We start from the raw sequence: 24,214 nt of genomic DNA on the forward strand, positions 1-24,214 counted from the left end.
GAACACAGGACAGTCCGAACCATGACCGACGCAACCCGCCTTAACGCAAGCGTGAGCCACATCTCCATGATGCAGCGGCCCTTTGGCGCGCCGCGCATTCACATGGATGAGGGCGCTTCCGGCGGTGCGCCCGCTGGCGGCTCTGCGCCTGCTGCCGGTGGCGATTCGGCCACCGCGATGCCGGAAAGCTTCGATTCGGTCGATGGGGCGATGCGCTTCCTGTCGTCGCGCCCCAAGCGCGAGCAGGCTGCCGCATCTGACACCGGCACCAACGATAATTCGTCCGCAGAGCACGCCGATGCCGGCGCCGCGGATGACAATGCATTGTCCGATGAGGGCAACGCCGCCCCGGGTGAGAACCCGGCTCTCGGCGAAGATCAGGACGTCGACCCGGCCGCCAATCAGCCGCCGCCCATCGAGCGTCCGAAGTCTTGGGCCAAAGACGAGCAAGCCGAATGGGATGGTCTCCCGCGCTCCCTGCAAGAGAAGATTGCAGCCCGCGAGGACGCCCGCGACAAGGCCGTTCGGAAAGGCCAGAACGACGCCGCTGAAAAGCTCAAGGGCCTCACGGCCAAAGAGCAGGCGGCGGAACAGGCGCGTACTACCTATGAGCAGAACGCCCGCGCCGCGCTGGACATTCTCGCAAGGGAACAGCAGCGCGATTTTGCCGACATCAAGAGCGTTGAAGACGTCACCAAGCTCGCACAGACGGACCCGCTGCGGTACATCCAGTGGCAGGCCCATCAGTCGCAGATTGCTGCCGTCAAGAACGCTGTCGACGATGCCGACAAGCGCAAGGCTGACGAGACTGCCAATGCGTGGAAAACCTTCCGGCAGACGGAAGACGCAAAGGCAGCCGAGCATATCCCCGATCTGGCGGATAAGGCCAAGGCGCCGAAGCTCATGGAAAAGGCCGTCTCGCTTCTGCAAAAGATTGGTTTCACGCCGGAAGAGCTCGGCAAGTACGACGGCGGCGAAAAGCTCTCGCTTTTTGACCACCGCGTGCAACGACTTCTCTTCGACGCGATCCGCTATAGCGACTTGCAGGCAGCGCGAACGGCCGCCGTCACCAAGGCCGTGCCGCCTGTTCAGCGCCCCGGAGTGAAGCAGCCGACCGGCAACGCCAACTCCGAGCGCGTCCAAGCCCTCAACACTCGTCTCAACAATTCCGGCGACATCATGGACGCGGTGAGCCTGCTCCAGGCCCGTCGCTCCTCGAATCGCCGGTAATCGCAAGCCAAAGGGACCGTTATGTCCACTCCTACCAACACTTTCGGAACGGGCACTGCCGTCGGCAACCGCGAAGACCTGTCGGATATGATCTATCGTATCGATCCGACCGATACGCCGTTCATGAGCGCGATCGACAAAACGAAGGCGTCCGCAGTCAACCATGAATGGCAGACGCAGGCTCTGTCTCAGCCCGACAACAACAACGCGCAGCTCGAGGGCGACGATCCGGAGACCAACAACGCGCCGCCGACCGTGCGCCTGTCGAACGTCGCCCAGATTTCGTACAAGGTGGCGCGCGTCTCGGGTACCCAGCAGGCGGTTGACCACGCTGGCCGTGACAACGAGCTTGCGTATCAGGAAATGCTGCGCGGCCTCGAGCTCAAGCGTGACCTTGAGTACATCCTGCTCGGCAACCAGGCGAAGTCCACCGGCAACTATGTCGGCGCGATCCCCACGCCCGGCTCGCCGAATGCTCCGCGCTACACGGCCTCGGTGCTGTCGTGGATCATGACCAACACCTGGAAGAACTCGGCCGCTGGCGGCGCCGATCCCACGGCGGCTGACGGCACCGGCACGCGCACCGACGGTACGCAGGTCGCGTTCCGCGAAAACCAGCTCAAGGGCGTTCTGGCCTCGATCTGGACCAACGGTGGCAAGCCGAACATCATCATGACCGGCTCGTTCAACAAGCAGGTGTTTTCGACCTTCACCGGCCGCGCCACGACCGTGCAGGAGAGCAAGAACAAGACCATTCAGGCGTCGGTTGACGCCTACGAGTCGGACTTCGGCAAGCTCAAGGTGGTCGCCAACCGCTTCCTGCGGAAGGACGCCAACAACAACGTTGGCCGTGACACGTTGGTGCTGGAAACCGGCAAGTGGGCCGTAGCCTACCTGAATGGCCGAAACATGATTTCGATCCCGCTGGCGAAAACCGGCGATTCGGATCGTCGTCAGATCCTCGCCGAATATGCGCTGGAGGCCCGCAACGAGAAGGCTTCCGGCGGCGTGTTCGATCTCACCGCAGCCTAATAGCCAGCCATACGACATCGAGAGGGGAACACACCTATGACGAACTACTATGGCTATGGCTTTCCGGCCAACTTCCGCAACCTGATTGACGGTGGAGATTTCACCGTCAATCCGTGGCAGCGCGGTACGGCGTTCACCGGCATCGCGAACACTCTGACCTATACCGCCGATCGCTGGTTTGCGGTCGGTGGCGCGGCCTCGTCCATCAGCGTTTCGCGGGCGGCCGTGAGCGCTGTGCTGGGCTTCGCGCAGGCGCTCCAGTTCGGTCGAGCTGCGGCCAATACCAACACGGCCGTCATCTCGCTCGGTCAGGTGCTCGAATCGGCGGACGTCTACCGCCTGCAGGGCAAGCAGGTAACGCTGTCGTTCTGGGCTCTTGCCGGCGCGAATTGGTCGCCCGTCAACGGCAACCTCAACGTCCAGCTCAACACGGGCACCGGCGTAAACGAGGGGTCGGCGAGCATGATTGCCGGTACCTGGGCTGGCTACCAGTCGCGTCAGCTGCTCCCGAACCAGTCGGTGGCGCCGGCGGCGGGCTCGAACATCGCTCAGCCGATCGCGGCGACCTGGAAGCAGTATTCGTTCACTGGCGTGGTCCCGACCAACGCCAGCGAACTCGGCATCCAGCTCAACGCAACCCCGGTGGGCACCGCAGGCGCGGCCGATTACATCCAGATCATGGGTGTCCAGCTCGAGCTTGGTTCGGCGGCCTCGGTTTTCGAGGCGCGCGATATCCAAGTTGAGACGGAAATCTGCCAGCGCTATGCGTGGGTCACTCCCGAACCCGCAGCCGGCGTCATCGTCGGTTCGGGCATGAACACGGGCGCGGCCACGCAAGTGTTCTATATGGCGACGCCGGTGCAGATGTTCAAAGCGCCGACCGTTACCGTGACTGCCGGTACCTTCAAGACCAACCAGGCCGGCACCGCGACCGCGACCGCCATCACCGCGGGCACCACCCACACCGTCAATGCCATCAGCATCAACGGCAACTCGGCCGGCACTGCCGGGCAGGGCACGTTGCTGCAGGGTGGCGGCGGCGCGGGCTCCATCGTCGCAAGCGCTGATCTGTAAGGGGGACTGAATGCCGCTTCCTGTTGATCGTCCGTTTTATGATGTTCCAGCCTACGCGGCCTCGGCATCGATCGGCGCTTCGCCGGTCGCTGCCGTCGCGGTCGCGCCGGTGGCTGGATACATTCAGCGCGTCGTCGCGGCGCCCGGTGGCACCACCACGGGCACCATTACCGTGGCTGTCGGCGTGAACGGTGGCGCGGATATCGCCGCCGGCGCGTTGCAGCTTGCCCCCGGTGCTGGCTCTCGAAATGGTGCCGTCACCGAGATCCCGCTTGTCGGCAACTCTTCCGTCTACGTGAGTGAGGGTGATCTTATCACCTTCACGCCGTCTGGCGGCGGTGGCGCCAACATTCCGGGTGCGTTCTTGGCCGTGATCCGGGCGATTTGACGCATGTCGTTTTTCCCGAAACAGCCCGCATCCCGCCAAGGCGTCGTTCAAAACGTCGCCTTCGGCGCGGCTTCAGCCCAGCTGCCGAACAAGTTCGGCAGCGAGACCTATCAGGTGCGCTTGGCCGCCACCGGCGCCTGCTACTACGTCATCACCGAGTCGGCGTCGCCGACGGCGGCCACCGCGGCCAATGGCGCCTATCTTCCGGGCGGCGTCATTGAATATGTGATCGTTAGCCCTGGCGAAACGCTGACCGTGATCCAGGCTTCTGCCGGGGGCACCCTCTCAGTGTGTGAGGTGTCCTGACGCATGAGCGAGCTCCGCACCCGCTTTCATCTGGATAGCAACGGCCAGGATCTGGCCATCGAGAGCATCCAGGACGTCGAGCCCATCTTGCAGTGGAACCAGGAAGCGCGCCGCGATGAGCAGCGCAGCGATTGGGGCCGTCACGTCGCGCGCATCCCGAATGTGATCTACGTGAAGTGGCTCAACGAAGAGCATGCTCGGGGAAACATCAACCTTCGGCTCTTTACCGAAGAATTTGACCAGATCGTGCAGAAGAAGCTCCAGGATCCGGAGTGGATCTACCTACGCACCGATCGGCCAGCTTTGCAGGTTGGTTGGTAGTGGCCCTGATCGTCGACAATCCATCACTACAATCGGCCGTCACCGAGTATCTTGCGCGCGATCAGGACGCCATCCTGATTGCGCGCATACCCACGTTCATCCAGCTCTTCGAAGCGAAGATGAACCGCAGCTTGTTTGTGCGGCAAATGGAGTCGCGCGTCACGGCGGTCACCAACCCGACACAGACCGAGCCTGAATTTATCGCTCTGCCCGCCGATTTTCAGTCAATGCGACGCATGCGCCTGACTGTAGGCGCGGCCGTTGGTAAGCCGTTCCTCGAGTACAAATCCAACCAGCAAATGGATGAGTACAAATTGAGTATCGCTGGAACGCCAGCACAGCCGCAATTCTTCACGATCTTCGGTAACGAAATCGAGCTCGGGCCGGGGCCGGACGCCGTTTACACCGTCGAGATGGTTTACCGGCAGAACATTCCAGCCTTGGCGACAAACAATACGAATTGGCTGCTGACGCTCGCGCCGGACATCTACCTCTATGGCGCCCTCATGGAAGCCGCGCCGTACATCAAGGAAGACGCGCGCATTCAAACGTGGGGCGCAGGCCTGGCGTCGGCGCTCGGTGACCTTAACCAGCTCGGCCTAACCTCGGCGTTCAACGCCGGGCCACTCACTGTGCGGCCCGCTGGTCTCAAGATTTGGTGAAGCATGGCGGCATTTAACAAATTCAACCAGTTTGTGGCTGACGTCGCGACCGGCGTCCACAACCTCAATTCGAACGCCCTCAAGATCTTGCTGAGCAACACGTTGCCGGTCGCAACCAACACGGTGAAGGCGAACATCACCGAGATTGCGGCCGGCAACGGCTATGTTGCAGGCGGCGGGGCGGCGGCCTTCGTGTCCGGCGCCCAGACGAGCGGTCTCTACAAGCTTGTTCTTTCGCCGGTAGCGTGGACGGCGGCGGGCGGTTCGATCGGCCCGTTTGAGTACGCCGTTCTCTACAACTCGACGCCCGCGAACGGCAACCTCATCGGTTGGTGGGACTATGGGACCGCCATCACGCTCACCAATGGCAACACCTTCACGGTGGCGCTCGATCAGACCAACGGCGTTCTGACGCTGCAATAGGTGTAAGATGGCTGCTTGGCTCGATGCTTGCCGTTTCGTTCCGGCCGCTGGCGGAACGACGGATTGGACCTATTCAACGACTGTGCAGGGCTATCAGAGCCCTGCGGCGGCCGGCGTCGTCAATGGACGCGCGTACAAATATCGCGCGGAAAGCTCAGATCTGACGCAGTGGGAGATGGGTGAGGGGACGTATAACACGTCCACCGGGGTTCTCTCGCGAACGACGGTGCTGTTTAACTCGCTTGGGACTACAGCAAAGGTGAACTTCACGGCGGCGCCGCAGGTGGCGGTGATCGCGCTCAAGGAAGATTTGATCTCGATCGAAGAGGCGAATTCCTTCACCACAGCGCAGCAGAAGCAGGCAAGGCAGAACATCGGCGCCGACAGTGGCGTTTTTGTAGCTGATCGGAACGGCACCAATCAGACCGGTTTGACCGCAGGCGCGAACAACAAGGTCGCGTTCAACAACAAGGTAAAGGACGCAAACGGCTGGTTCGATGCCGTCACCAACTACCGCTATACGCCGCTGATCGCGGGAACGTACCTGGTGGCGCTCAACGTGGCTACGACGAATGGCACCAGCGGAGAAACGTGCCAAGCCGTGATCTACAAGAACGGCGCATCCGTGAAGGTTGGCCCGTATATGAGCGCGACGAGCGCGGCTGGCTATCAGTCGCAGATTGTCGCGGCTGTCGCGATGAACGGTTCAACCGACTACCTTGAATTCTATGTGTACGCGCCAGCGGCCATCACGACGTTGACCGGTGCCACGACGGTCACCAACGTTCAAGCTTACCGCATCGGGGATTGATATGGCCTTCCAGCCAGAGCAGTTCGTTGCGGCGGTTCAAAGCCTCCGCCCTGGCCTCATGCCGCGCGTTGATTTCGACGTCTCCAATGACGGTTCTGGCCCGGTAATTTCCGGGTGGTATCGCGCCGACGTGGCGCAGCCGACGCAAGCTCAGATCGAGGCTGTAGACACCGATGCGCTGAAGGCGCCGGAGAGCGTGCTGCCGCAAGACCTGATGGCGCAGTTTACCGCGGATGACATGGGAAAAATTCAGACGGCGATCGCGTCGAGCCCGGCAAACTCACTGTTGTGGTATGCGATGGTGGCCCAACGTGACCCGATGTGGGTGACGAACGCGCGCTTTCTGGCTGGCTGGACTGCTCTGGTCAACATCCTCGGATCCCCCCGCATGTCGCAGATTGCATCGGCGTTGAACGTGACGGTGTAGAATGTCGCTGCTCGGCTTTGACGCGGTCGGAAGGCGGGCTCTCGGACAGCTGCCGGCCTCGTCCTATGTCTACCTTCCTGCGATCTCAGGGGCGTTTACCGAGGGCGGCGTAGCCGCGCTATTCAGCACGAGCGTTCCAGCGATCGGACAGGCATTCACTTTTAATGGCATCGCGGCACCATTTCAGATCGGTGAGGCCGCGAACGTTGGCGCGTTCGCTTTTACTGGCATCGTTGCGGCCTTCACGGTTTCCGAGGCCGCAATCACGGGTGGTTTTGTCCTTACCGGCGTTCCGGCAAATGACATCACGATGGAGCCGACGCTCCCCGCCGTTTTTTCTTTCGGGTCTCCTGCGGCGCCACTCGTAGTCGCGGTCACGCCAGCGGCCGGCGCATACGCGCTTTCTGGCATCTCGGCGGGCTATACGAGAGATTTCATCAACTGGCTTCCGTCCGGAAAGCCGAGTGGGCCATGGGCGACACAAGCGCAACCAGCAGGGTCTAAACTAGCCCCGGACACCCGACAATTCTTCACCACGGATGTGGGGATGCTCGGCGTCGGCGCGCGACGGGGGCCGCAAACCGTGAGCATGTGGACTGCATCCGCTCAGCCCTCTAACCGTTGGACGGTTGATCCCGCTCAACAGATCTTGCCGCCGGTGACTGGATAATGTCCATCGTTCGCGCTGCCGAGTATCGCCCTGACGTCAGCGACTTCGGCGGCATGTCAACGAAGAACATCCGCAACGTGACGCCGCAGGGCGACGGCTACGGGCCGTTCCCGGCCTTTGTGCCGTATGCGAGCAAGCTCCCGGGGCCATGTCGGGGTGCCTTCTATGCGCTGAAATTCGACGGGAGCGTGGTGACGTTCGCCGCGACCGCGACGAAGCTCTACCAGCTCAACAACACGAATTTCACCTGGACGGACGTGTCCGCAGGCGGCTCGAGCTATGCCTCGGTCGGGACCACGGCGCAGTGGCAGTTTGCACAGACCGGGAGCCTGGTTTTCGCGACGCAGGCCAATGTGGTGTTGCAGGTATTCGACCTTTCGTCCGCGACGCAGTTTAGCGCGGCGCTCGGCTCGCCGCCGCAGGCCGCCTATGTGACGGTCATCGGCGGCTTCCTCGTGCTGTCAGGGCTACTCTCGACCCCCTACCGCATCATGTGGTCCGGGCTCTACAGCTTCAATGCGGCGCAGAGCTGGACCGCCGGCGTCAATTCATCCGACTTCCAGGACTTCACGGACGGCGGCATTGTGCGCGGCGTCGCCGGCGGCGATCAGTCCGGTGTCATCTTCCAGGATCAGATCATCCGCTCGATGGCCTACGTGGCGGGGTCTCCGCTCATCTTTCAAATCGAGAAGATCGCGGAGGGGCTCGGCCTGTTCGCGCCGTATTCGATCATCAAGCACAGCGGCAGCATTTATTTTTACGCGACGCAGGGCTTCTACAAGATTTCGCCTGGCGGCCCGCCGCTGCCGATCGGCCGCGAGCGCGTCAACCGGACCTTTCTCGCCAATCTCGACGCGAGCAACTTGCAATTGTTCATGGGAACGGCTGACCCGCGCAGCTCGCGCATCTATTGGGCCTATCGGTCCACGTCCGGATCCGCTGGCCTATACGACATGCTTCTGGGCTATGATGAGGTGCTTGACCGATTTTTCCCGGTCGCATCGTCTGGCGAATTCCTGCTCGGGATCTCGCAATCGGGTGTCACGCTCGAGCAGCTCGACGCGCTCGCGCCGACGCCGCTGACCATCACGGGCGCGGCGAACAACGGCTCTGGCGCGATCCGGCTGACGCTGAGCGCCGAGAGCAACGCGAGCTTCTCAATTCTCGGTCAGCCGTTTATCCGAGTTTACAACGTGGTGGGAACCACGGAAGCCAACAATACGACCGCAAATCCGAATTGGGCATTCACCGTCATCGATTCGACCCATATCGACCTCGTCGGGTCGACCTTCACTAACGCTTATGTCAGCGGGGGCCAGATCGGCGGTTCGGTGGACGCCATGACGCTCTCGCTTGACGATTATCCGTCGTCACTTGAGCCGCAGCTCGGGCAATTCGACGCGACCAACGCGCTCGGGTTCTTCTCAGGCGTGCCGCTGGAGGCAACGATTGACAGCGCCGAGGAGAGCGGAGACGGCACGCGGCTCACGGCGTGCGGCTTTGTGCCGGTCACCGATGCGGCCAACGTGTTCTGCCGCTATGTGTACCGGGACACGCTGCAGGCTACGCCGATCGTCGGGACAGAGCAGGCCCTCAGCACGCGAACTGGCCGATTCGACCAAATGCGAGACGCGCGGTTTATCCGCTTCCGCGGGCGCATCCCTGCGGGCGCGAACTGGACCTATTACGCCGGCGTCACCCCTGACGTGATTGCGGGGGGCGCCATTTGACCGTCTATCTGCCAGGTCTCAACGAGACGGACCTGAAGAAAATCATTCGCGCGGTGCACGAGCTCGGCTCGGGGCGCTCCAACGCGATCGGGACTGTTACGCTCGCGGTCAGTGCGACTTCCACAACCGTTCTGGATCAGAATTGCGCCGCCGGATCGGCCATCATCTTGATGCCGCAGACCAGCGACGCCGCAGCGGCTATCTCCACCACCTATATTCCAGCTGCCACGGTGCAGAATGGAAGCTTTGTGGTGCAACACGCTAGCAACACGCTAGCGGATCGGACGTTCACCTATGCCATCCAGGGCTAGGCTGGCCTGCGTCGCGCCGTCGATGGTCTCCGACGTGTGGCCCCTCGCGCGGGCCCTCATCAAGAGCGCGTCCGAAAAAACCGGTCTAGGCGATTTCGAGCGCACCGAGCGTGAGGTGCTGGCTGGGCTGCAATTGCTCTGGCTCGCCCATGACGGCAGCAAGATCGAGGCCGCTGCCGTGACGCAGCTCGTTGTTGAGGCCGGCCGCAAGCTATGCGTTTTGGTTGCCTGCGGTGGTGACGGGCGAGATCGCTGGTTGCCGCTCATCGAAGGGATCGAGAGTTACGCCCGCGATGAGGGTTGTGCAGCGATGCTGATCGGAGGGCGCCCGGGCTGGCAACGTGTCCTCAGTGGCTATGCCGTAAAGTCTGTCGTGCTGGAAAAGGGGCTTTAATGACGCAATCTTCGCAAAAGACCACAACGCAGAGCCAGACGAGCCCATGGGCCGCGGCGATGCCGACGGTCAATGGGCTGTTGAGCGGCGTCAACAATCTTCTTCCGAATACCGGCGTTACCTCAAATGAGCGGGGCGCTATTGACCAACTGACGAGCATGGGGAATGCGGGCAATCCCTACGCAAGCGGCACCTCCGGAGCTGTGAACAACCTGCTATCGGGCGGCAACGCGACAGCCCAGAACGGCGCGTTGACCGACAATCTGGCCAGCTACCGAGCCGGCATGACGCCGTACACCGACCCGAACTATTCGACGATCAACACGCCTGCAGTGCAGGCCGCTCTCCATCAGGTGCAGGATGACGTCACCAACCAGGTGAACGGCCAGTTCGCCGCGGCCGGCCGATTTGGCTCGGGCATGAACACGCAAACGCTGGGGCGCGGCATCGCCCAGGGAGAGGCGCCGATCATCCTGAACCAGGCCAATCTCGACACCGCGACGCGGACAGGAGCGCTCAACTCGCTCTATGGCGCGGGCAACACCACATCCAACGCGATCTCTGGCAACAACCAGACCGCCAACGCCAACACCCAGGCCGGCGTCAATTCGGTCGGGACGGCGCTCACTAACAGCACGTGGGGGCCTCAAACGGCGCTGTCCGCGTCCGAACTCGAGCAGAGCTTGCCGGCCTCCAATCTCGGGCTGCTCGCGCAGATGGGCATTCCACTGGCGGGCCTTGGCACGACCTCTAACGGAACGTCAAACACCACGGCCAATATGAGCCCCATGCAGGCAACAATCGGGCTACTTGGTGGTCTCGGCAAACTGTTCGGTGGCGGTGCTTAAATGGGACTTCTTGACGCGATCTTTCCGGCTTCCGACGGCGGCGGTCTCCTCGATTTCTTGAAGCGCAGCGCCGACATGCAACCGATGAATTCGGGCCTCGCCTCCGATCAGGCGCAGTATGGCGCGCCGCAGATACCTGCCGCGGCGGCAATGCCCCCGTCTTTTACGCAGCCGCAAGCACCAATCTCTGCGACATCTCAGCCTCCGATTGTTGGGCCGAGCCCTGTTATCCCAGCCGCAGCGCCTGCGGCTTCCTCAGCGATGCCGTCCCCGCCTACTATAGCGCCGATGCAGTCGCAGACTTCGTCGCCCCTCTCAGGGTTCGGCGGGAACCTTGTCGCAGGGTTGCAGAACTTTGCGCACGCAAAGGGCTTGTTGCCGGCGCTGGCCGACGGCGCGACGGGTCTTATCACCGGGCAGCGCACGGACCCGGTTGGCATTTTGGCGCAGTCGTCAAATCTAACGGCGCGCGCGCTGATCGCGAAGAACGTTGACCCGCAAGTGGCATATGCAGCCGTGCAGCCGGGTAACACCGAGCTGCTGAAGCAGCTTGTCGATTCGAACTTCGGGCCGGGCCAGTTTTCATCCGCCGGCGAAGGGCACGTTCTTAACAACAAGACGGGCGCGATCACGAAGGGCTATGAACCCGACGATAAGACGCCTCAGAGCGTGCTGGAGTATCAGTATTACCTCAAGAGCCTCCCGCAAGGGCAGGCGCCGATGGACTATGCGACGTTCTCGACGCAGAAGGCGCGCGCCGGCGCGACCAACATCAATAACAGCGTCGATATGAACAGCGGTCAGACCTATGACCATCAGCTCGTCGAGGGGCTCGGCAAGGCGCATGCCGGCCTGGCGAACGGCGTTGAAGAGGCGCAGGCCCGCGCGCGCGACGTCGCCGCGATGCAGGGTGCGCTTGACGCGATCCAGCGCAACGGTGGCTCCACGGGCGGCCTCGGGCAACAGCAGGTGCTCGACCTCAAGAAGACCATCAATGCGGGCGCCAGCGCGCTCGGGCTCCAGCCGTTCAGCGAAGGCGATATTTCCGACAAGGAATTTCTCACCAAGTTCAACCGGCAGATGGCCGGCAACATGGCGAAGAGCTCGGTTGGCGGCCGCGTCACGAATTTCGAGATGGGCAACTATCTCAAGGCAAACCCCGGTCTTGATATGAGCACGACCGGCAACCAGCGCTTGCTAGGCATCCAGGCTCAGATTGAGCAGCGGAACATTGCGGTCGGCAACGCCATCCGCGATGCGACGGCGCAGGCCATTTCGGGGGGCAAGAAAATTAACCCGGTTGAGGTGCAGAAGATCATCACCGATTACGATGAGGCGCACCACATCAAGGACCCGGTCACGGGGCAGGATCTGACGCAAAGCTACGCGCTGCCGGAATTCCAGGGCTCGCCGACCAACAAGAGCATGGCCGACGATCACGCGAAAAACCTCTCCAAGATGCATAAATCCGTCGGCGGCAAGACCTACTACACCGATGACGGCGGCAAGAGCTGGTATGTCGGGGACAAGTGATGGCTGAGAGAGTTACCGATCCCGCCATCCTCGCGCAGCTCAACGGCGACACGGCGCAGCCGCAGAAGGTCACCGACCCGGAGACGCTCGCCGCGCTCAACTCCGACATGCATCCGGATGACGTCGGGCTGCTGCACTCGATTCGCTCGGCGCTCCAGACGGCGGACCCGTATGTGCGAGCAATCGCCAATGGCGCGACGCTTGGTCTCGCCGATCGCTTCGCCGCCAAGATGGATGACCTCACCGGCCGCAAGTCGGGTGGCTACGGCGCCAACCTCGCGGGTGAGCAGGCGCAGACCGAACATTTCGCCGAAGAGCATCCGATCGGCAACGCCGTCGCGAACGCCGGCGGCGCGATTGCTACGCTGCCGCTGATGCCGGTCGCGCGTGGCCTCCAAGGTGCAACGCTGGGTGCAAAGTCGCTTGTCGGCATGGCCGCTGGCGCGGGTATAGGGGGCCTTCAGGGCGCCTTCAGTTCAAAGGATCTGACTGACATCCCCCAAACCGTCGAAGGTGCTGGCTTTGGCGCGGTCGCGGGTGGCCTACTCGGCGGAGCAGTTCCTTCCGTTGGTCGCGGTGTTGGCGCCGGACTGAATTGGTTAGCGGATACGGCGCGCTCGGTGCCGGGTATCTCGCGCAGCGCTGCGTCACATTTGCTTGAGGCAGTAGAGGCAGATGGCTTGCCGGCGCTCCACGCGCGGTTGGATAGGCTTGGGCCCGATGCCACCTTGGCGGATGCCGGGCCGGCACTGCTCGGCAAAGCGCAGGGTGCATCCCTCAACAGCGACGAAGGGCGCTCGATCCTGCAAACCGCTCTCACGCGCCGCAATGAGGGCACCAACGCGCGCGTCATGTCCGACGTCAACCGGACGCTCGGGCCTGCGGAGGACCCTCAGACGGTCACCAACGCCATCCGTGCGCACCGAACGCAGGTTGACAACGCGGCCTATCCCGCGGCGCTCGGAAACGCGCCGGATGTGCAGACGGCGCCGATCCTGACGCAGCTTGATCATGCCATTCCCCGGGCGGTCGGCATGGAGCGCCGCGCGCTGGAGAACCTGCGCGAAATGATGATGACGACCGAGCAGCGCCCGCGGCTCGACCCGTTTGGCCACCAGGAAGTCAACCCGCGCACCGGGCAACCGGTCTTTGACGAGGTGCCGGTTTCGCAGAATGACGCCGAGGTGCTGCACAAGGTCAAGCAGGAGCTGGATAACGTCATCCAATATGACGCCCCTGGCCTCGGCGTTCCGGCCGGCGCGCTCTCGCGCCAACAGGGTGTCTTGAGGTGGATGCGCGGCCAGCTCAACCAGACGCTTGAAAACCAAGTGCCGGGCTATGCTGCAGCGAATCGAGCCTCTGCCGCACTCGCGAACCGCGCCGACGCGGTCGAGGCCGGAACGCAGTATCTTGGCTCGGGGAAAACTACGCCTTCACCGGAGCGCTTCGCGGCCGAGTTTGACCCGCTATCTCCGGGCGAAAAGATCGCCTTTGCGAAGGGCAGCCGTGGCAACATCGAGCGCGTTCTCGGTACCAAGGCGAACGATCTCGAGGCGCTCCGTGGTGAGCTCCAGGGCGAGGGCGGCTGGAATACGGCGAAAATCGCGACCGTTCACGGGCAAGATGCTGCGGACGAACTCATGCAGTCCGTCGAGCGCAACCGCAAATTCCGGGACACCTATAACAAGGTGGTCGAAAACTCGCAGACCGCACAGCGCACCGCGGCGGCGCGCGCCATGAAGCCAGACCCGTCGAGCGAAACGCCCATTGTCAATCCGAACATGACAGTAGTGGGAGCTTTAGGTGCGGCTGGCAAGAAGTACGTGGCAGTCCCGCTCTGGAACGCGCTTACGCATACCGATCCGACGAAAAGCTACGGTGAGGTCGCGCGCATCCTCTCGGCGCAAGGTCCTGAGGCGCGTGCTTATCTCAACGCGCTTGCGAACTACATCAACCGGCGTGCCGCCCTCTCTCCGAGCCTAAATCGGCTTGGAGATCAGGCGTCGTTGGCGTCGATGATTGCGGCCGGGCGCGGACTTCGTCAGCTCGGTCAATCGCCCGGGCAACAAGATAGATGATTGTGCATCCCATTGCGCCGATCAGGCCGAATACGGCGAGGCCGGACCATCCTAATGGTCGGAGCACGTCCTCAATCGAATGCAGGGCAGTCTTTAGCCCGAACATGATGGCGCCGAATATGACTATAGCTGCAACTTGAAGTAGGCGGACCATGGCAGCTACTTACCAGACCGATGATACCGCTGGCAATGTCCCGGCCGCCCCGCAGGACAACGGGCGCGCGGCATACACCTATTTCGTCAATCAGGGCCTGACGCCGGCCCAGGCCGCCGGCATCGTCGGCAATCTGCAGGGCGAATCGGGCCAGGGCTTGGACCCGAATGCGATCAGCCGGGGTGACGGCCGCGACGGTAGCGATTCGATTGGTATAGGGCAGTGGAATAGCGGCCGGGCCGATGCGCTGCGGGCTTACGCGGCCTCGAAAGGCACGCCCTGGAACGATCTCAACACGCAATTGGAATTCCTGCACTCCGAGCTGAAGGGCCCCGAGAGCGCGGCCTATGCCGGGCTGACGGCCGCGCAGACGCCGGAACAGGCCGGCCAGGCCATGCTGGCCTTTGAGCGCCCGAAGGACTGGAACGTCCCCGGCGCCCATCCCGAGCGCGCCAGATATGCCGCGCGCGCCTTCGCCGCCTACGGGCCATCTGCTAGCACGACGCTAGCGCCACCATCCGCAACCCAACCGTCGCCGCAGCAGGCTCCCGTTCCTCCCGCGCCAGCGGCGCCGATTTTTGCTGGCGGCTCACCCGGCGCGAGCGTGCCGCAGCCTGCGCCGTTCGTCGACCCGCAGGTACAGGCGCCTCCGATCTTCTTCGCGCAGCGAAAACCAATCGATCTATCCGGCCTTCGCGCGGCTCTCGCGCGGGCTCCGATTTTCGCTAGCTCTCAGTGAGGGTGCCGGCACGAAGGCCGCGCGCCGCGCAAGGTAAGATTTTCGCAAGCTCACAGATTTCTACTTTTCAGTGAATGGGCCGCATCGAACTTTACCCGCGTGATAGCGCGGGTGGTAGCTGGCCCATCACCTGAGCAATTCCCTTGGCCAGAGGGATCAAGACGCGAAGATCGGACCTTCATTGGGCTCCGGTTTCGCGAGAGCGAACCACTGCGTCTGTGGCCTGGCCGGCCGGGCGCCCAATGGAGATGAAGATGGTCAAGAAAGCAGAGACGACAGAGGTAACAGTCCAGCCGCTCAAACGCGGCAGCGTGCACTTACGCATAATCGGCCTGACGCCGCTGTTCCAAAACCGGATGGCGAGCAAGGCCAAGCAGCAATTGCTGACCGGCGGCCGGAAAAAATCAAAAGCTGATCGCGCGGCGATCAAGCACGACCCGATCACGGAATTCAGGGACAGCGCCGAAATCCTCCCGGATGGTCCAACCGCCCTCGGGCTTCGCGTCGTCGCGGTCAAGGCCGCGATGTGCACTGCGGCGCTCGAAACTCCCGGCCTCACAAAGACGTCTGCGCAGCGGCTGCTCTTCATGCCCGGCGATTTTGTCCCGCTTTACGGTATCCCGCAGCTCCGCATGGACGTCACCAGAAGCGCGGACATCAACCGCACCCCGGACATCCGCACGCGCTGCTACCTTCCGAAGTGGGGCGCCGAGATCGAAACCCACTTCATCACGCCTCAACTCAGCGTGCAGGGCGTCGTGTCGCTGCTCTGCAACGCCGGCATCCTGATCGGCGTCGGTGACTATCGCCAAGAGAAAGGGAAAGGCTCTTTCGGCAGCTTCCGCGTACTCGGCGAGGGCGAGGAAGATGCTGAGTGGGACGATCTCGTGAAGAACCACGGGCGCGCCGCGCAGCAGGCGGCGTTGACTGATCCGGAATTCGCGGATCGCGATACCGAGGATCTGATGGAGCACTTCTTTGCAGAGGTGCAACGCAGAGCCGCTTGAGCGGCGTTAGGCACGGCAGGCTTGGCAAGGCGGGGGGTCCCGGTGAGGGAGCGTAAGCAGCCGCTAGGCAACGCAGGCGCACTGACATCGTCCGGCATCAAAATGAGAGGGTGAAATGGCGAAAGAGAGTGTTGTGAAGAAGACGTTCACCAAGGAAGAGCGGCAGCAGATCGTTGAAGCGTTCGCGCGCAAGCACAACGGCCTGTACAATCCAACCCTCTTCGTCCGCGAGGTGAAGGAGACCGGCAAGAGCCACCCGGCGTGGGATTGGTTCGAATGGGACACGAAGAAGGCGGCCGCGGAATACAATCTCTGGCAGGCGCGCGCCTTCGCGAAGGATCTTCGGATCCGCTTCGAGATCGAAGAAGTCGGGCGCAAGGGGGAGGTCGCCGTGCGGACAATCGAAATGCCGTTGGTTCAATCCCCTGTCGACGGCCGTCGCGATGGCGGCGGCTATCGCTTAGTCGACCCGAACGATCCAGCGCACATGGCTGAACACTGCCACCAAGCGGCGGCAGCGCTTCGCTCATGGCTCAACCGCTATCATGGCGCCGTGGTTCATGCCAGCTGCGGCGTAAAGGCGGTGGAGCAGATAGCTGAGAGGCTGGAAGCGGTGAAGACACCTACGGCAGAACAAACCGCAGCGTAAAGAGTAGGCACGGTAAGGCAGGCTAGGCAAGGCTGGGCTCGTCCGGGCACGGCGCGGCAAGGCAAGGTGCGGCAACGCAGGCTAGGTAAGGCACGGCGCGGCAGGCATGGCAGTGCGGGGCCAGATATGGCATGGCGCGGCTTGGCACGGCCCAGCAGCGCAAGGCGAAGGGCGCGGCGGTTCTTCGGAGCCGCCGCAGTCTTTTCACAACCAACCATCCCGATACTTGGCGCATCAACCTTTGCCAATCTCGGGATGACTGGATGCCTCTTTACCGCTGGAGTCAAACGGCTAATTCGAACGCAAGCGCCGATCCTTCGATTAATTGGTCTGAAGGACAAGCGCCATCGAGCATCAACGATTCGGCACGCGCTACGATGGCTGCTGTTGCCCAATATCGCGACGATATTAGCGGCGCGATCGTCACCACCGGGACCAGCACTGCCTATGTCGTTTCGACATTCAGTCAGTTCGATTCGCTCGCCGATATGAACAAGCAGATGGTCGCGTTCACGCCGCACGTGACCAACGGCGCCGGCCCTGTTCTGCTCAATGTCGATAGCTTGGGCCAAAAGGCGCTCCGGACGGCGCCGGGGGTCGAGTTGTCATCTGGCACCATCGTGCAGGGAACGCCGTATTGCGCAACCTATTCAAATTCCGATGGCGCTTGGTACCTGCATGGCTTCTTCGGAAATCCCTACAACGTGCCGCTTGCGGCTGGGATGGACTATTGGGGATCGGCCACGCCCAACAGCTCATTTGCGTTTCCGGCTGGGCAGGCGATCTCGCGCACGACATATGCCACTCTCTTCTCTCTGATCGGGACGGGATATGGGGGGGGCGACGGTTCAACCACGTTCAATCTTCCCGACAAGCGCGGGCGCGTTTCGGCCGGCGTGGATAACATGGGTGGCACCTATGCGTATCGGTTCACGCCAAGCTACTTTGGTTCCTATGGAACGCTAGGGGTCGTTGGCGGCGGAGAAAGCCACACGCTCTCACTCAACGAAATCCCGTCGCATGCGCACGCGAACACGCTGTCTGATCCCGGCCACACGCACCCGCTGAGCCTTCCAAGCCGCCAGCTCGGGACGATCAGCGCGAACTCGCAAGCTCCTATCGTCGGCATTCAGGTGAACAACGGGAGCGATGGCAGCTATTATGCATCCTCATCTTCCACCGGCGTCTCGATCGCCAACGCATATGCTGGCGGAAGCGCGGCCCATGCGATCGTACAGCCGACGATCTGCTGCAACTACATCATGCGGATTATCTAGCGGGCCCACCGAAACATCTTCGCAACCGGACGATGAGCACGCTCGCGCCAGACAAATGGCGATGTGTTCGCCGCTCCAACAGCGAGGTTCCGGAATGTTCGGTGAAGTCAGTGTGCCAAGTCTCTTGCTCGGGGGTGCCGGCGTCGGCGCGACCTATTTCGCGTATCTGTGCGCCACCAAGGGTGTGAAAGCGGCGTTGGCTTGGCTCAAGAGCGAATGGGCCTCGGGCGCCGCTGCGGTCGAGAAGGTCAGGGCCGATCTCACCCAGCTTGAAACCGGCGTGGTGTCGACCGTCAAGGCGGACGTGGCCGCGCTCCAGAGCCGCGTTTCGGTGCTCGAGGCGCGGGCGACGGCGGCTATTCCCACTCCGGCCCCTGTGCTGACCGCGCCTGTTTTGCCGCAGCCGTAACCAGGGGGAGGCGGAATGAAAGCGCGAAAGAGGCAGCCTCTCTCTGAGAGGTTTTGGTCTAAGGTCGAGCAGTGTGGGCCGGATCAATGCTGGCCCTGGCGAGCCGCGGTTAATGCAAACGGTTACGGACGGCTAACCGCAGGGCGCGGCGTCAACTTGAAGGCTCATCGTGTCGCCTATGAACTGACAGAAGGCGAAATCGCGGAGGGCATGAGTGTCTTGCATAAGTGCGATAATCCGCCGTGCTGCAACCCCAACCATCTATTCTTGGGAACGAAAAAAGACAACACGAGGGACATGTTGTCGAAGCATAGAGGTTCTCAACCGCCTCATTCGTTTGGAGAAAAGCACCACAACACCAAGTTCGATGAAGGCGCGGCGAGAAAAATCATAGCCGATCAACGCACGCACCGCGCAATCGCTGTTGAATACGGCATCTCGTGGATGACCGTCTTTCGACTGAAGCACGGCCAGACGTGGAAGAAACTTGACCGTGAGGTGCGCCCATGAGGCAATTCAGCCGCGTTGCTCGCGAACGTCTTACGGAGCCATGGGAAGAGATCGTTTTGTACGTCTATGACGACAAACGACCGAAGGTTCATGGGCGCTATCCAGAGTGGGATGGAGGGCCTATCCGAGGCACATTGACCCTTGGGGCTGGTCACACCGATGCTGCCGGCGCTCCCAAGATCGTCAAGGGGATGAGGATCACGAGAGAAGAGGCCGGGGAAATTCTTTCCAATGACCTCGCGCCGTGTGTGGCAGCGGTCAATCGGCTGTTGCGCGTTGAGGTGACGCAGCACCAATTTGATGCGTTGGTGGACACCTATTTCAACTGTCCGAGTGCCGCCGTCGCCGCCATCAAGCTCATCAACGCCGGTCAACCCGAGAAGGTGCCGGCGAAGCTATTGCAGTACACCTTCTCCAAGGGCGAGCACATGAACGGGCTCACCCGCCGGCGCACCGCGGAAATCGCGTGGTTCAACACCGCGGATCATATCGAGCCCCCGCCGGCGCCGAACCCGGACATTGTTCATTCGCCGAAGGCTGAGCGCAATCCGCCTCCGAAAACCATCGGCAAGTCCAAGACAGCCGCCGCGGGCGCGAGCATCTTTTCGCTATCGCTCGCCGAGGCCGCTACGGCGCTCAATGACCTTCTTGAGCCGATCCGGGAGGCGAAGGGCTCGCTTGACGAGCTCGGCCTCGGGGACGGCCTTGCGATCGCGCTGCATGATCCGAAGTTCTTGCTGTGCATCGCAGCGGCTGGCCTGTGCGCCTTCATCATCTGGGACCGTCGCAGCAAACTCATGAGCGAGCATGTTTAGCGCACTGGAGGCCATCGGCGCGGCCTGGCGCACTGTTGCCCATATCTCGGCATGGTCCGGGCTCTCGCTCGGTGCGCTGGCTGCCTGCGGCGCGCTGTTCTATTTCGACCCGCTCGCGCGGCGCGTCGCGATCGCGGGCGCCGGCGTGGTGCTTGTCGGATGGGTCTGCCTCATCCACGGGCATTCGGTCGGCGCTGCCGATGAGCGCGCGCGGTTGCAGACCCTTTCCGATCATGCCGACGCGCGGGCCGCTACGGCTGCATCGGCGGATGAAAAGGCGCTCGTCAGCGCCATCGAATCGAAAGCGAAGGACCAACATGACGCCGACCTTGCTGAAATCGCCCGCCTCAAAGCGGCTGGCGCAAGCTGCGCTTTTGATCCTGACGGTGACGCTAGCGGCCTGCGCGCACAGCCCGGAGACGCTGGCGCCAGCACCGCCGGCGGCAAAGCGAAATCTGCCGGCAACGCCGCGCCTCCTGACAAAGGCACCCCCGGTGCCGCATCTGGACGCCGAGTGCTATTTCCCCTGGTTCCGCGTTCCTGGCTGCCGGGGAAAGGACACCACGGCGATGCTGCTGCTGACGGTCAGCGATGACAATGAACTGCGGAGCAGGCTCGGCGCGGTGCCGACCTGGTATGCGAACGTTCGCAAGAGCTACGGCGGGAAGTGATGGAAACCTCAACTGTGGTGGCGATCGTCGGCGGTACTCTCGCGGCCGTAGTTTCCGTGGGTAGCATCCTTACATTCTGGATGAACTTCTCGAATCGGATCGTCGAAGCGAAATCCATCGCCGATGCGGCAACCAAGCAGGCTTCCGGCGCCGTCTCCCGGGCGATCACGCTTGAGAAGGAGCTCACCGATCTCCGGGTTGAGGTGGCGCGGGACTACGTGTCGAAAGACACTCTTGGCGCCCTCGAAAAGCGCGTTATTGATGCGATCAACGCGCTTGGAACCCGCATTGACGGGCTCGTGAAGAGCCAGCATTAGGGATGAACGTTGCCAGCCCCGAGGGTGACCGGCTTGGTTGGAGCCGTCGGGCACTACGTGATGCACGGGCCGAAATAATCACCGAAGCATCGCCATGACCAGGGCGACAACCAGCAGCACCGCGCAGGCGCCGAGCACGAATTGCGGGCGCCTCATAAGTCATCCTTCATCGGCTCGAAGAGTTCTTCGCTGAGGCATCGCTGCGAAGGTGAGAACGATCGCTTCAATCGTTCCCTCACATTACCCGCCGCTTTCGATCGTTGGTGCTGTCCTGGTTAGGACACTCGCTGAGGGAATTAGGACAGTGAATCTGACCGGAACGGACGGGCGCGGTGAAGGTTGGATATTGGGGATAGAGCTTTAATTTGCTCGCGAACTGAAGGTAAGGCGATACAATGCAGCCCTTAGTTGATCTCACGAAGAGGGGTAGCAATGGCAGGCAAAAGTTCCGGCGGCGGCAAGCGTTATGAAAGCCCGCCGCCAAAAACGTCGCGTCCGGTCAAGCATGTCGCGGGCCAGAAGCTCCAAAGCGGCAACAAAGCCGAACGGACATTGGCAGCATCAGTCGAGCGACACATCGAGCCAAGACGACCGCCCGGCAAAAAGCGGTAGCTCTTACCCGCTTGTTTTGGTCGAGTGGGAAGACAGCCAGCGTCCGCTTGCGGCGTGGCAATGGGCGGACGAGTATTCGTTACCTGATACGGTCAAATGCTGTTCGGTCGGTTTTCTAATTGCTGAGACTGATACCGCATTGGCTCTTGCACCCAATCTCGGGGATATTGAACAAGAGCGAGAGCAGGTATGCGGAATCATCCGCATACCTGCATCCGCCGTCACTCGGCTTTCCCACCTTCAATTACCCGGAAATTGCGCGTTACGCGAACGGGCCGGTTCGGCTCTAACGGCAACACCGCGTCGATCAAATCGCCGATCGTCCAAACGCGGTCGGCAACGCCGAGCGCGACGGCAGGAGTAGTCCGCAGCGCTTCAAGCGGGGCGTGTTGGGAAGACGATACCACTTCCCGCTCTTGCCCTTGGTCCAAAGCTTCCAGCCGCGCTCTTTGGCCTTCTCCAGGAAGGTCTCATGCGGATCTGGATCGGTTTCTTTCAGGTCGTAGCTGGCAAGATAGGTTGGCACGGTCACAGCCCCACGTGATGCTGCATGATAGCTATGGCGGCGGACGCCGGTTGCCAGTCTTGTTGATAAAATGTTCTGCCAGATCTTGGGACATCACAGAATAAGCCATTGAACAAGCAGGTGATCACGGCCCGGCGAAAATCGGGGTGCCCTAGTCTCAGGACGCCAAGAACAAACGCGGTTCAATCCATCGGATTTTTGATAGCCGTTGGGGCCAGTTTAGCAGCAAGCTCGATTCGAATCGTTCCGTCTGGCTTGACTACGACTGCGCCAGCGCCGGCCTGCTTGGCGGCGTTGATTACTCGCTCGAGATCGGCCTCAGCAAAGCGTACGGCTTTGGCGCGGTTGGCTTTGAGGTAGTTCGCAAGGAAGTCTTGCGCCTCCTGAAGCTGTGCTTTGCTGCACCCAGTGCGCACTGTCTTTCGGCCGTCGATGACGGTCCAGGTTTCGCGTTCTTGGTCGAGCCAGAGGCGCGGGCCGGATTTTGGGCGAGGCATTTCTTTTCCTTCATCTCCCGGAGGAAACGGAGAGCCGCGAAGTCTTGGCGCCCGACCCGGAAGATGGTGAGCATCCCGCGCGCAGGCTCACTTCCGTGACAATGGCGCGGAAATAGAGGCCGCAAGCCTCCTGGAGGGTGATCGGCATATCGTCGGTCAACTCAGGCCGCACAAAGCGTGATGGTCGGTCGCTCATGGACTATTGGTTTTGCTGCGCACGGCTTGCTCTACCAGCCGCGCAAATCCCCGTCGGTCGGCACCGTCTAGCTTTTCGCTTTCGGTGGCAACCTACCGGCAGCCACTTCCGCGGCACGCCAGCGCTCGTATGAGTTAAGCTCAGGTGCTGATGCTGTCACAAGGCCGCTGGCGCGGTCCAGGGCGGCGTCCAGCGCCTTCCGGTCCCATCGGGTGGTCCCGGGGATCGGGCCGGGGACAATGCCCTTGGCGCGCCACTGGTCGAACGCGGCGAGCGTATTGCAACCGCAGTAATTTGCGGCCTCTTGTTTCGAGAGAACTCGAGGCGGTTGGGTCATTGCGGATCGTCGCGCCCTTTTGCAGCTAGCAGCCGTAGCTTCTTGAGCGCATTGGCGTAGCCCGGGCTGATTCCAGGCTTGGGAGCGCCCAGTTGGACAGCTGTGTTGCGGGCACCCGACCGCTTGACCGCGCCTTGCGGGGCCTCGCGCTCTTTTTCGGCTACGAAAGCGTGAAGGAGCGCAATATCGAATGACCAGTTTCCGAAAATCTTCGCGGCGCCTGGGATCTTGCCGGCGGCTGCCTGATTCCGAATGGTGCGCTCGCTCTCGCCCAAGATATCGGCCGCTTCGCCGATTTTGCACCGCTTACGGCTCATGACGGTTGGGCCGCTACCTCATCCGGCGGCAGCAGCGCGCCGAATATATGACGGCGCGGGAACGGGGCGGTGATTTTCCTCAGCAGCCTCGATCCAGCATGCAACAGCATCTTGGATGTTCTGCACTGCCTCGAATTCGGTCTCACCATCCGACATGCAGCCAGGGAGATCGGGAACGGTCGCGAGGAAACCCCCGCCGTCCTCGTCGGAAAGCGGTTCGATCACGATGGTATAGTGCGGACGCTCGCCCATGATCTTCAATCCCGCAAAAAGGCTACCAGTTTCTTGATATATATCGGCTTAATTGGGCGTCTGAAAGGGATGGTGAGTATCTCCTTCTTGCCCGGTTTGCTCACCTTGAAATGCGAGCCACCGCCTCGAGGCGGGGATAGCTTCGCCCCGTACTCTTCGCAAACCAACCCGATCTGGCCAATTCGCCACCCAGCGGCCGGGTTCCTGGCCATTTCATCGAGTCGACCACTCATTTGGAGGCTTTTACGGCTTTCTCAAGGGCTTGCTCTACGAGCCGACGAATAGCCTCGGGGCGTCCTGGCAAATCATCCTGGACACGCCGCCAGTCATCGATGGCTCTCAGAGCATCCGTTCTCATGCGCACGGTCACGGGTTCGCTTTCTACGGAAGGGCGACCACGGCGTGATTTTTTAATGTTATTTATTGTTGACGGCATGAATTTATGATGTCATAAAACAGCGAGCCGAGCAAGTGGTGGAAACACTGGCTCGGCTCTGACCCAAACCACGGAGCGAACCATGGTCCAAGCTACCCGCGTGCATAGCATGCCGCCCTCGCGCTCGTCCTTCCCAATGCCATCGTGCACCTCCGGTGCCGATAAATTGTCGGGCCTCGATGCGATTCGAGATAGCCAGCCGGCCGCATGTCAGCCCCCGCGAGATCTGATCGAACCGCGCGAGCCCATCCCGGC

At 61.9% G+C, this 24,214-nt stretch carries 31 protein-coding genes; 27 read left to right on the forward strand and 4 right to left on the reverse strand.

What is annotated here, in order from left to right:
- The first annotated feature begins 21 nt into the window (after positions 1 to 21).
- From FNJ47_RS02930 to FNJ47_RS03060, 27 genes are all read left to right on the forward strand, one after another.
- Positions 22 to 1,230: a hypothetical protein gene (locus FNJ47_RS02930; RefSeq protein ID WP_163150468.1), complete on the forward strand. Its 1,209-nt coding sequence runs from the start codon at positions 22 to 24 to the stop codon at positions 1,228 to 1,230.
- Positions 1,231 to 1,251: 21 nt separating this feature from the next.
- Positions 1,252 to 2,262 (forward strand): DUF5309 domain-containing protein, encoded by a 1,011-nt coding sequence (locus tag FNJ47_RS02935; protein WP_163150470.1) that lies wholly within the window; start codon positions 1,252 to 1,254, stop codon positions 2,260 to 2,262.
- A 36-nt stretch (positions 2,263 to 2,298) separates the two neighbouring features.
- Positions 2,299 to 3,336, forward strand: coding sequence for a hypothetical protein (locus FNJ47_RS02940; protein ID WP_163150472.1), 1,038 nt, complete (start codon positions 2,299 to 2,301; stop codon positions 3,334 to 3,336).
- A 10-nt stretch (positions 3,337 to 3,346) separates the two neighbouring features.
- Complete coding sequence (locus FNJ47_RS02945) at positions 3,347 to 3,724, forward strand: hypothetical protein (protein WP_163150474.1); 378 nt, start codon at positions 3,347 to 3,349, stop codon at positions 3,722 to 3,724.
- A gap of 3 nt (positions 3,725 to 3,727) precedes the next feature.
- Positions 3,728 to 4,030 carry a hypothetical protein gene (locus tag FNJ47_RS02950; protein WP_163150475.1) on the forward strand — a complete coding sequence of 101 codons (303 nt, stop codon included), beginning with the start codon at positions 3,728 to 3,730 and terminating at the stop codon, positions 4,028 to 4,030.
- A 3-nt stretch (positions 4,031 to 4,033) separates the two neighbouring features.
- Positions 4,034 to 4,351, forward strand: a complete 318-nt coding sequence (locus FNJ47_RS02955; protein WP_163150477.1) for a hypothetical protein — start codon at positions 4,034 to 4,036, stop codon at positions 4,349 to 4,351.
- On the forward strand, positions 4,351 to 5,013 hold the full coding sequence (locus tag FNJ47_RS02960; RefSeq protein ID WP_163150479.1) for a phage adaptor protein: 663 nt from the start codon (positions 4,351 to 4,353) through the stop codon (positions 5,011 to 5,013). The genes FNJ47_RS02955 and FNJ47_RS02960 overlap by 1 nt, the downstream gene beginning before the upstream one ends.
- 33 nt (positions 5,014 to 5,046) lie before the next feature.
- Positions 5,047 to 5,436 (forward strand): hypothetical protein, encoded by a 390-nt coding sequence (locus FNJ47_RS02965; protein ID WP_347341603.1) that lies wholly within the window; start codon positions 5,047 to 5,049, stop codon positions 5,434 to 5,436.
- Positions 5,437 to 5,443: 7 nt separating this feature from the next.
- On the forward strand, positions 5,444 to 6,247 hold the full coding sequence (locus tag FNJ47_RS51010) for a hypothetical protein (RefSeq protein WP_235999383.1): 804 nt from the start codon (positions 5,444 to 5,446) through the stop codon (positions 6,245 to 6,247).
- A 1-nt stretch (position 6,248) separates the two neighbouring features.
- The gene (locus tag FNJ47_RS02975) at positions 6,249 to 6,674 is read left to right on the forward strand and encodes an XkdW family protein (protein ID WP_163150483.1); all 426 of its coding nucleotides are present in this window, start codon (positions 6,249 to 6,251) and stop codon (positions 6,672 to 6,674) included.
- A gap of 1 nt (position 6,675) precedes the next feature.
- On the forward strand, positions 6,676 to 7,344 hold the full coding sequence (locus tag FNJ47_RS02980) for a hypothetical protein (RefSeq protein ID WP_163150485.1): 669 nt from the start codon (positions 6,676 to 6,678) through the stop codon (positions 7,342 to 7,344).
- Positions 7,344 to 9,074, forward strand: a complete 1,731-nt coding sequence (locus tag FNJ47_RS02985) for a hypothetical protein (RefSeq protein ID WP_163150487.1) — start codon at positions 7,344 to 7,346, stop codon at positions 9,072 to 9,074. The genes FNJ47_RS02980 and FNJ47_RS02985 overlap by 1 nt, the downstream gene beginning before the upstream one ends.
- Positions 9,071 to 9,385 (forward strand): hypothetical protein, encoded by a 315-nt coding sequence (locus FNJ47_RS02990; RefSeq protein ID WP_163150489.1) that lies wholly within the window; start codon positions 9,071 to 9,073, stop codon positions 9,383 to 9,385. Before FNJ47_RS02985 ends, FNJ47_RS02990 begins: the two co-directional genes overlap by 4 nt.
- A gap of 22 nt (positions 9,386 to 9,407) precedes the next feature.
- Positions 9,408 to 9,779, forward strand: a complete 372-nt coding sequence (locus FNJ47_RS02995) for a hypothetical protein (protein ID WP_235999385.1) — start codon at positions 9,408 to 9,410, stop codon at positions 9,777 to 9,779.
- An 80-nt stretch (positions 9,780 to 9,859) separates the two neighbouring features.
- A complete protein-coding gene (locus tag FNJ47_RS03000) occupies positions 9,860 to 10,627 on the forward strand; it encodes a tail fiber domain-containing protein (RefSeq protein WP_163150493.1) in 768 nt (255 codons plus the stop codon).
- On the forward strand, positions 10,628 to 12,160 hold the full coding sequence (locus tag FNJ47_RS03005) for a hypothetical protein (RefSeq protein WP_163150495.1): 1,533 nt from the start codon (positions 10,628 to 10,630) through the stop codon (positions 12,158 to 12,160).
- Positions 12,160 to 14,238, forward strand: coding sequence for a hypothetical protein (locus FNJ47_RS03010; protein WP_163150497.1), 2,079 nt, complete (start codon positions 12,160 to 12,162; stop codon positions 14,236 to 14,238). Before FNJ47_RS03005 ends, FNJ47_RS03010 begins: the two co-directional genes overlap by 1 nt.
- Positions 14,239 to 14,390: 152 nt before the next feature.
- Positions 14,391 to 15,131, forward strand: coding sequence for a phage tail tip lysozyme (locus FNJ47_RS03015; RefSeq protein WP_163150499.1), 741 nt, complete (start codon positions 14,391 to 14,393; stop codon positions 15,129 to 15,131).
- 254 nt (positions 15,132 to 15,385) lie between these two features.
- Positions 15,386 to 16,138, forward strand: a complete 753-nt coding sequence (locus FNJ47_RS03020; protein WP_163150501.1) for a hypothetical protein — start codon at positions 15,386 to 15,388, stop codon at positions 16,136 to 16,138.
- A 115-nt stretch (positions 16,139 to 16,253) separates the two neighbouring features.
- Entirely contained in the window at positions 16,254 to 16,787 is a 534-nt protein-coding gene (locus FNJ47_RS03025) for a hypothetical protein (RefSeq protein WP_163150503.1), read from the forward strand.
- 131 nt (positions 16,788 to 16,918) lie between these two features.
- Complete coding sequence (locus tag FNJ47_RS03030; protein WP_235999387.1) at positions 16,919 to 18,064, forward strand: tail fiber protein; 1,146 nt, start codon at positions 16,919 to 16,921, stop codon at positions 18,062 to 18,064.
- A 94-nt stretch (positions 18,065 to 18,158) separates the two neighbouring features.
- Positions 18,159 to 18,473: a hypothetical protein gene (locus FNJ47_RS03035; RefSeq protein ID WP_163150505.1), complete on the forward strand. Its 315-nt coding sequence runs from the start codon at positions 18,159 to 18,161 to the stop codon at positions 18,471 to 18,473.
- A 156-nt stretch (positions 18,474 to 18,629) separates the two neighbouring features.
- Complete coding sequence (locus FNJ47_RS03040) at positions 18,630 to 18,983, forward strand: HNH endonuclease signature motif containing protein (RefSeq protein WP_163150507.1); 354 nt, start codon at positions 18,630 to 18,632, stop codon at positions 18,981 to 18,983.
- Entirely contained in the window at positions 18,980 to 19,798 is an 819-nt protein-coding gene (locus tag FNJ47_RS03045) for a lysozyme (RefSeq protein WP_163150509.1), read from the forward strand. The genes FNJ47_RS03040 and FNJ47_RS03045 overlap by 4 nt, the downstream gene beginning before the upstream one ends.
- Positions 19,791 to 20,393 carry a hypothetical protein gene (locus FNJ47_RS03050; RefSeq protein WP_163150511.1) on the forward strand — a complete coding sequence of 201 codons (603 nt, stop codon included), beginning with the start codon at positions 19,791 to 19,793 and terminating at the stop codon, positions 20,391 to 20,393. The genes FNJ47_RS03045 and FNJ47_RS03050 overlap by 8 nt, the downstream gene beginning before the upstream one ends.
- 75 nt (positions 20,394 to 20,468) lie before the next feature.
- On the forward strand, positions 20,469 to 20,786 hold the full coding sequence (locus FNJ47_RS03055) for a hypothetical protein (RefSeq protein WP_163150513.1): 318 nt from the start codon (positions 20,469 to 20,471) through the stop codon (positions 20,784 to 20,786).
- Between the two features lie 432 nt (positions 20,787 to 21,218).
- Positions 21,219 to 21,398: a hypothetical protein gene (locus tag FNJ47_RS03060; protein WP_163150515.1), complete on the forward strand. Its 180-nt coding sequence runs from the start codon at positions 21,219 to 21,221 to the stop codon at positions 21,396 to 21,398.
- Positions 21,399 to 21,705: 307 nt separating this feature from the next.
- Here the strand turns inward: FNJ47_RS03060 and FNJ47_RS03065 are convergent, their stop codons facing one another.
- The 4 genes from FNJ47_RS03065 to FNJ47_RS03080 form a co-directional block, all read right to left on the reverse strand.
- Positions 21,706 to 21,924 (reverse strand): hypothetical protein, encoded by a 219-nt coding sequence (locus FNJ47_RS03065; protein ID WP_163150517.1) that lies wholly within the window; start codon positions 21,922 to 21,924, stop codon positions 21,706 to 21,708.
- Between the two features lie 182 nt (positions 21,925 to 22,106).
- Positions 22,107 to 22,421, reverse strand: a complete 315-nt coding sequence (locus FNJ47_RS03070; protein ID WP_163150519.1) for a hypothetical protein — start codon at positions 22,419 to 22,421, stop codon at positions 22,107 to 22,109.
- Positions 22,422 to 22,950: 529 nt separating this feature from the next.
- Positions 22,951 to 23,271 (reverse strand): helix-turn-helix domain-containing protein, encoded by a 321-nt coding sequence (locus FNJ47_RS03075; RefSeq protein ID WP_163150521.1) that lies wholly within the window; start codon positions 23,269 to 23,271, stop codon positions 22,951 to 22,953.
- Between the two features lie 18 nt (positions 23,272 to 23,289).
- Positions 23,290 to 23,523: a type II toxin-antitoxin system HicB family antitoxin gene (locus FNJ47_RS03080; protein WP_163150523.1), complete on the reverse strand. Its 234-nt coding sequence runs from the start codon at positions 23,521 to 23,523 to the stop codon at positions 23,290 to 23,292.
- Positions 23,524 to 24,214 lie beyond the last annotated feature (691 nt).

This window comes from Bradyrhizobium uaiense (assembly GCF_010811875.1).
GTDB lineage: Bacteria > Pseudomonadota > Alphaproteobacteria > Rhizobiales > Xanthobacteraceae > Bradyrhizobium > Bradyrhizobium uaiense.

Excerpts from the sequence above, each read along its gene's own strand:
- FNJ47_RS03045 (WP_163150509.1), top strand. The coding sequence starts at position 18,980 with ATGAGGCAATTCAGCCGCGTTGCTCGCGAACGTCTTACGGAGCCATGG.
- FNJ47_RS02995 (WP_235999385.1), top strand. The coding sequence starts at position 9,408 with ATGGTCTCCGACGTGTGGCCCCTCGCGCGGGCCCTCATCAAGAGCGCG.
- FNJ47_RS02950 (WP_163150475.1), top strand. The coding sequence starts at position 3,728 with ATGTCGTTTTTCCCGAAACAGCCCGCATCCCGCCAAGGCGTCGTTCAA.
- FNJ47_RS02980 (WP_163150485.1), top strand. The coding sequence starts at position 6,676 with ATGTCGCTGCTCGGCTTTGACGCGGTCGGAAGGCGGGCTCTCGGACAG.
- FNJ47_RS02975 (WP_163150483.1), top strand. The coding sequence starts at position 6,249 with ATGGCCTTCCAGCCAGAGCAGTTCGTTGCGGCGGTTCAAAGCCTCCGC.
- FNJ47_RS03055 (WP_163150513.1), top strand. The coding sequence starts at position 20,469 with ATGGAAACCTCAACTGTGGTGGCGATCGTCGGCGGTACTCTCGCGGCC.
- FNJ47_RS51010 (WP_235999383.1), top strand. The coding sequence starts at position 5,444 with ATGGCTGCTTGGCTCGATGCTTGCCGTTTCGTTCCGGCCGCTGGCGGA.
- FNJ47_RS03025 (WP_163150503.1), top strand. The coding sequence starts at position 16,254 with ATGGCGAAAGAGAGTGTTGTGAAGAAGACGTTCACCAAGGAAGAGCGG.
- FNJ47_RS03060 (WP_163150515.1), top strand. The coding sequence starts at position 21,219 with ATGGCAGGCAAAAGTTCCGGCGGCGGCAAGCGTTATGAAAGCCCGCCG.
- FNJ47_RS03035 (WP_163150505.1), top strand. The coding sequence starts at position 18,159 with ATGTTCGGTGAAGTCAGTGTGCCAAGTCTCTTGCTCGGGGGTGCCGGC.
- FNJ47_RS02955 (WP_163150477.1), top strand. The coding sequence starts at position 4,034 with ATGAGCGAGCTCCGCACCCGCTTTCATCTGGATAGCAACGGCCAGGAT.
- FNJ47_RS03030 (WP_235999387.1), top strand. The coding sequence starts at position 16,919 with ATGGCGCGGCTTGGCACGGCCCAGCAGCGCAAGGCGAAGGGCGCGGCG.
- FNJ47_RS02935 (WP_163150470.1), top strand. The coding sequence starts at position 1,252 with ATGTCCACTCCTACCAACACTTTCGGAACGGGCACTGCCGTCGGCAAC.
- FNJ47_RS02940 (WP_163150472.1), top strand. The coding sequence starts at position 2,299 with ATGACGAACTACTATGGCTATGGCTTTCCGGCCAACTTCCGCAACCTG.
- FNJ47_RS02985 (WP_163150487.1), top strand. The coding sequence starts at position 7,344 with ATGTCCATCGTTCGCGCTGCCGAGTATCGCCCTGACGTCAGCGACTTC.
- FNJ47_RS03080 (WP_163150523.1), bottom strand. The coding sequence starts at position 23,523 with ATGGGCGAGCGTCCGCACTATACCATCGTGATCGAACCGCTTTCCGAC.
- FNJ47_RS03050 (WP_163150511.1), top strand. The coding sequence starts at position 19,791 with ATGTTTAGCGCACTGGAGGCCATCGGCGCGGCCTGGCGCACTGTTGCC.
- FNJ47_RS03075 (WP_163150521.1), bottom strand. The coding sequence starts at position 23,271 with ATGAGCCGTAAGCGGTGCAAAATCGGCGAAGCGGCCGATATCTTGGGC.
- FNJ47_RS02930 (WP_163150468.1), top strand. The coding sequence starts at position 22 with ATGACCGACGCAACCCGCCTTAACGCAAGCGTGAGCCACATCTCCATG.
- FNJ47_RS03010 (WP_163150497.1), top strand. The coding sequence starts at position 12,160 with ATGGCTGAGAGAGTTACCGATCCCGCCATCCTCGCGCAGCTCAACGGC.
- FNJ47_RS03070 (WP_163150519.1), bottom strand. The coding sequence starts at position 22,421 with ATGCCTCGCCCAAAATCCGGCCCGCGCCTCTGGCTCGACCAAGAACGC.
- FNJ47_RS02945 (WP_163150474.1), top strand. The coding sequence starts at position 3,347 with ATGCCGCTTCCTGTTGATCGTCCGTTTTATGATGTTCCAGCCTACGCG.
- FNJ47_RS03005 (WP_163150495.1), top strand. The coding sequence starts at position 10,628 with ATGGGACTTCTTGACGCGATCTTTCCGGCTTCCGACGGCGGCGGTCTC.
- FNJ47_RS03020 (WP_163150501.1), top strand. The coding sequence starts at position 15,386 with ATGGTCAAGAAAGCAGAGACGACAGAGGTAACAGTCCAGCCGCTCAAA.
- FNJ47_RS03015 (WP_163150499.1), top strand. The coding sequence starts at position 14,391 with ATGGCAGCTACTTACCAGACCGATGATACCGCTGGCAATGTCCCGGCC.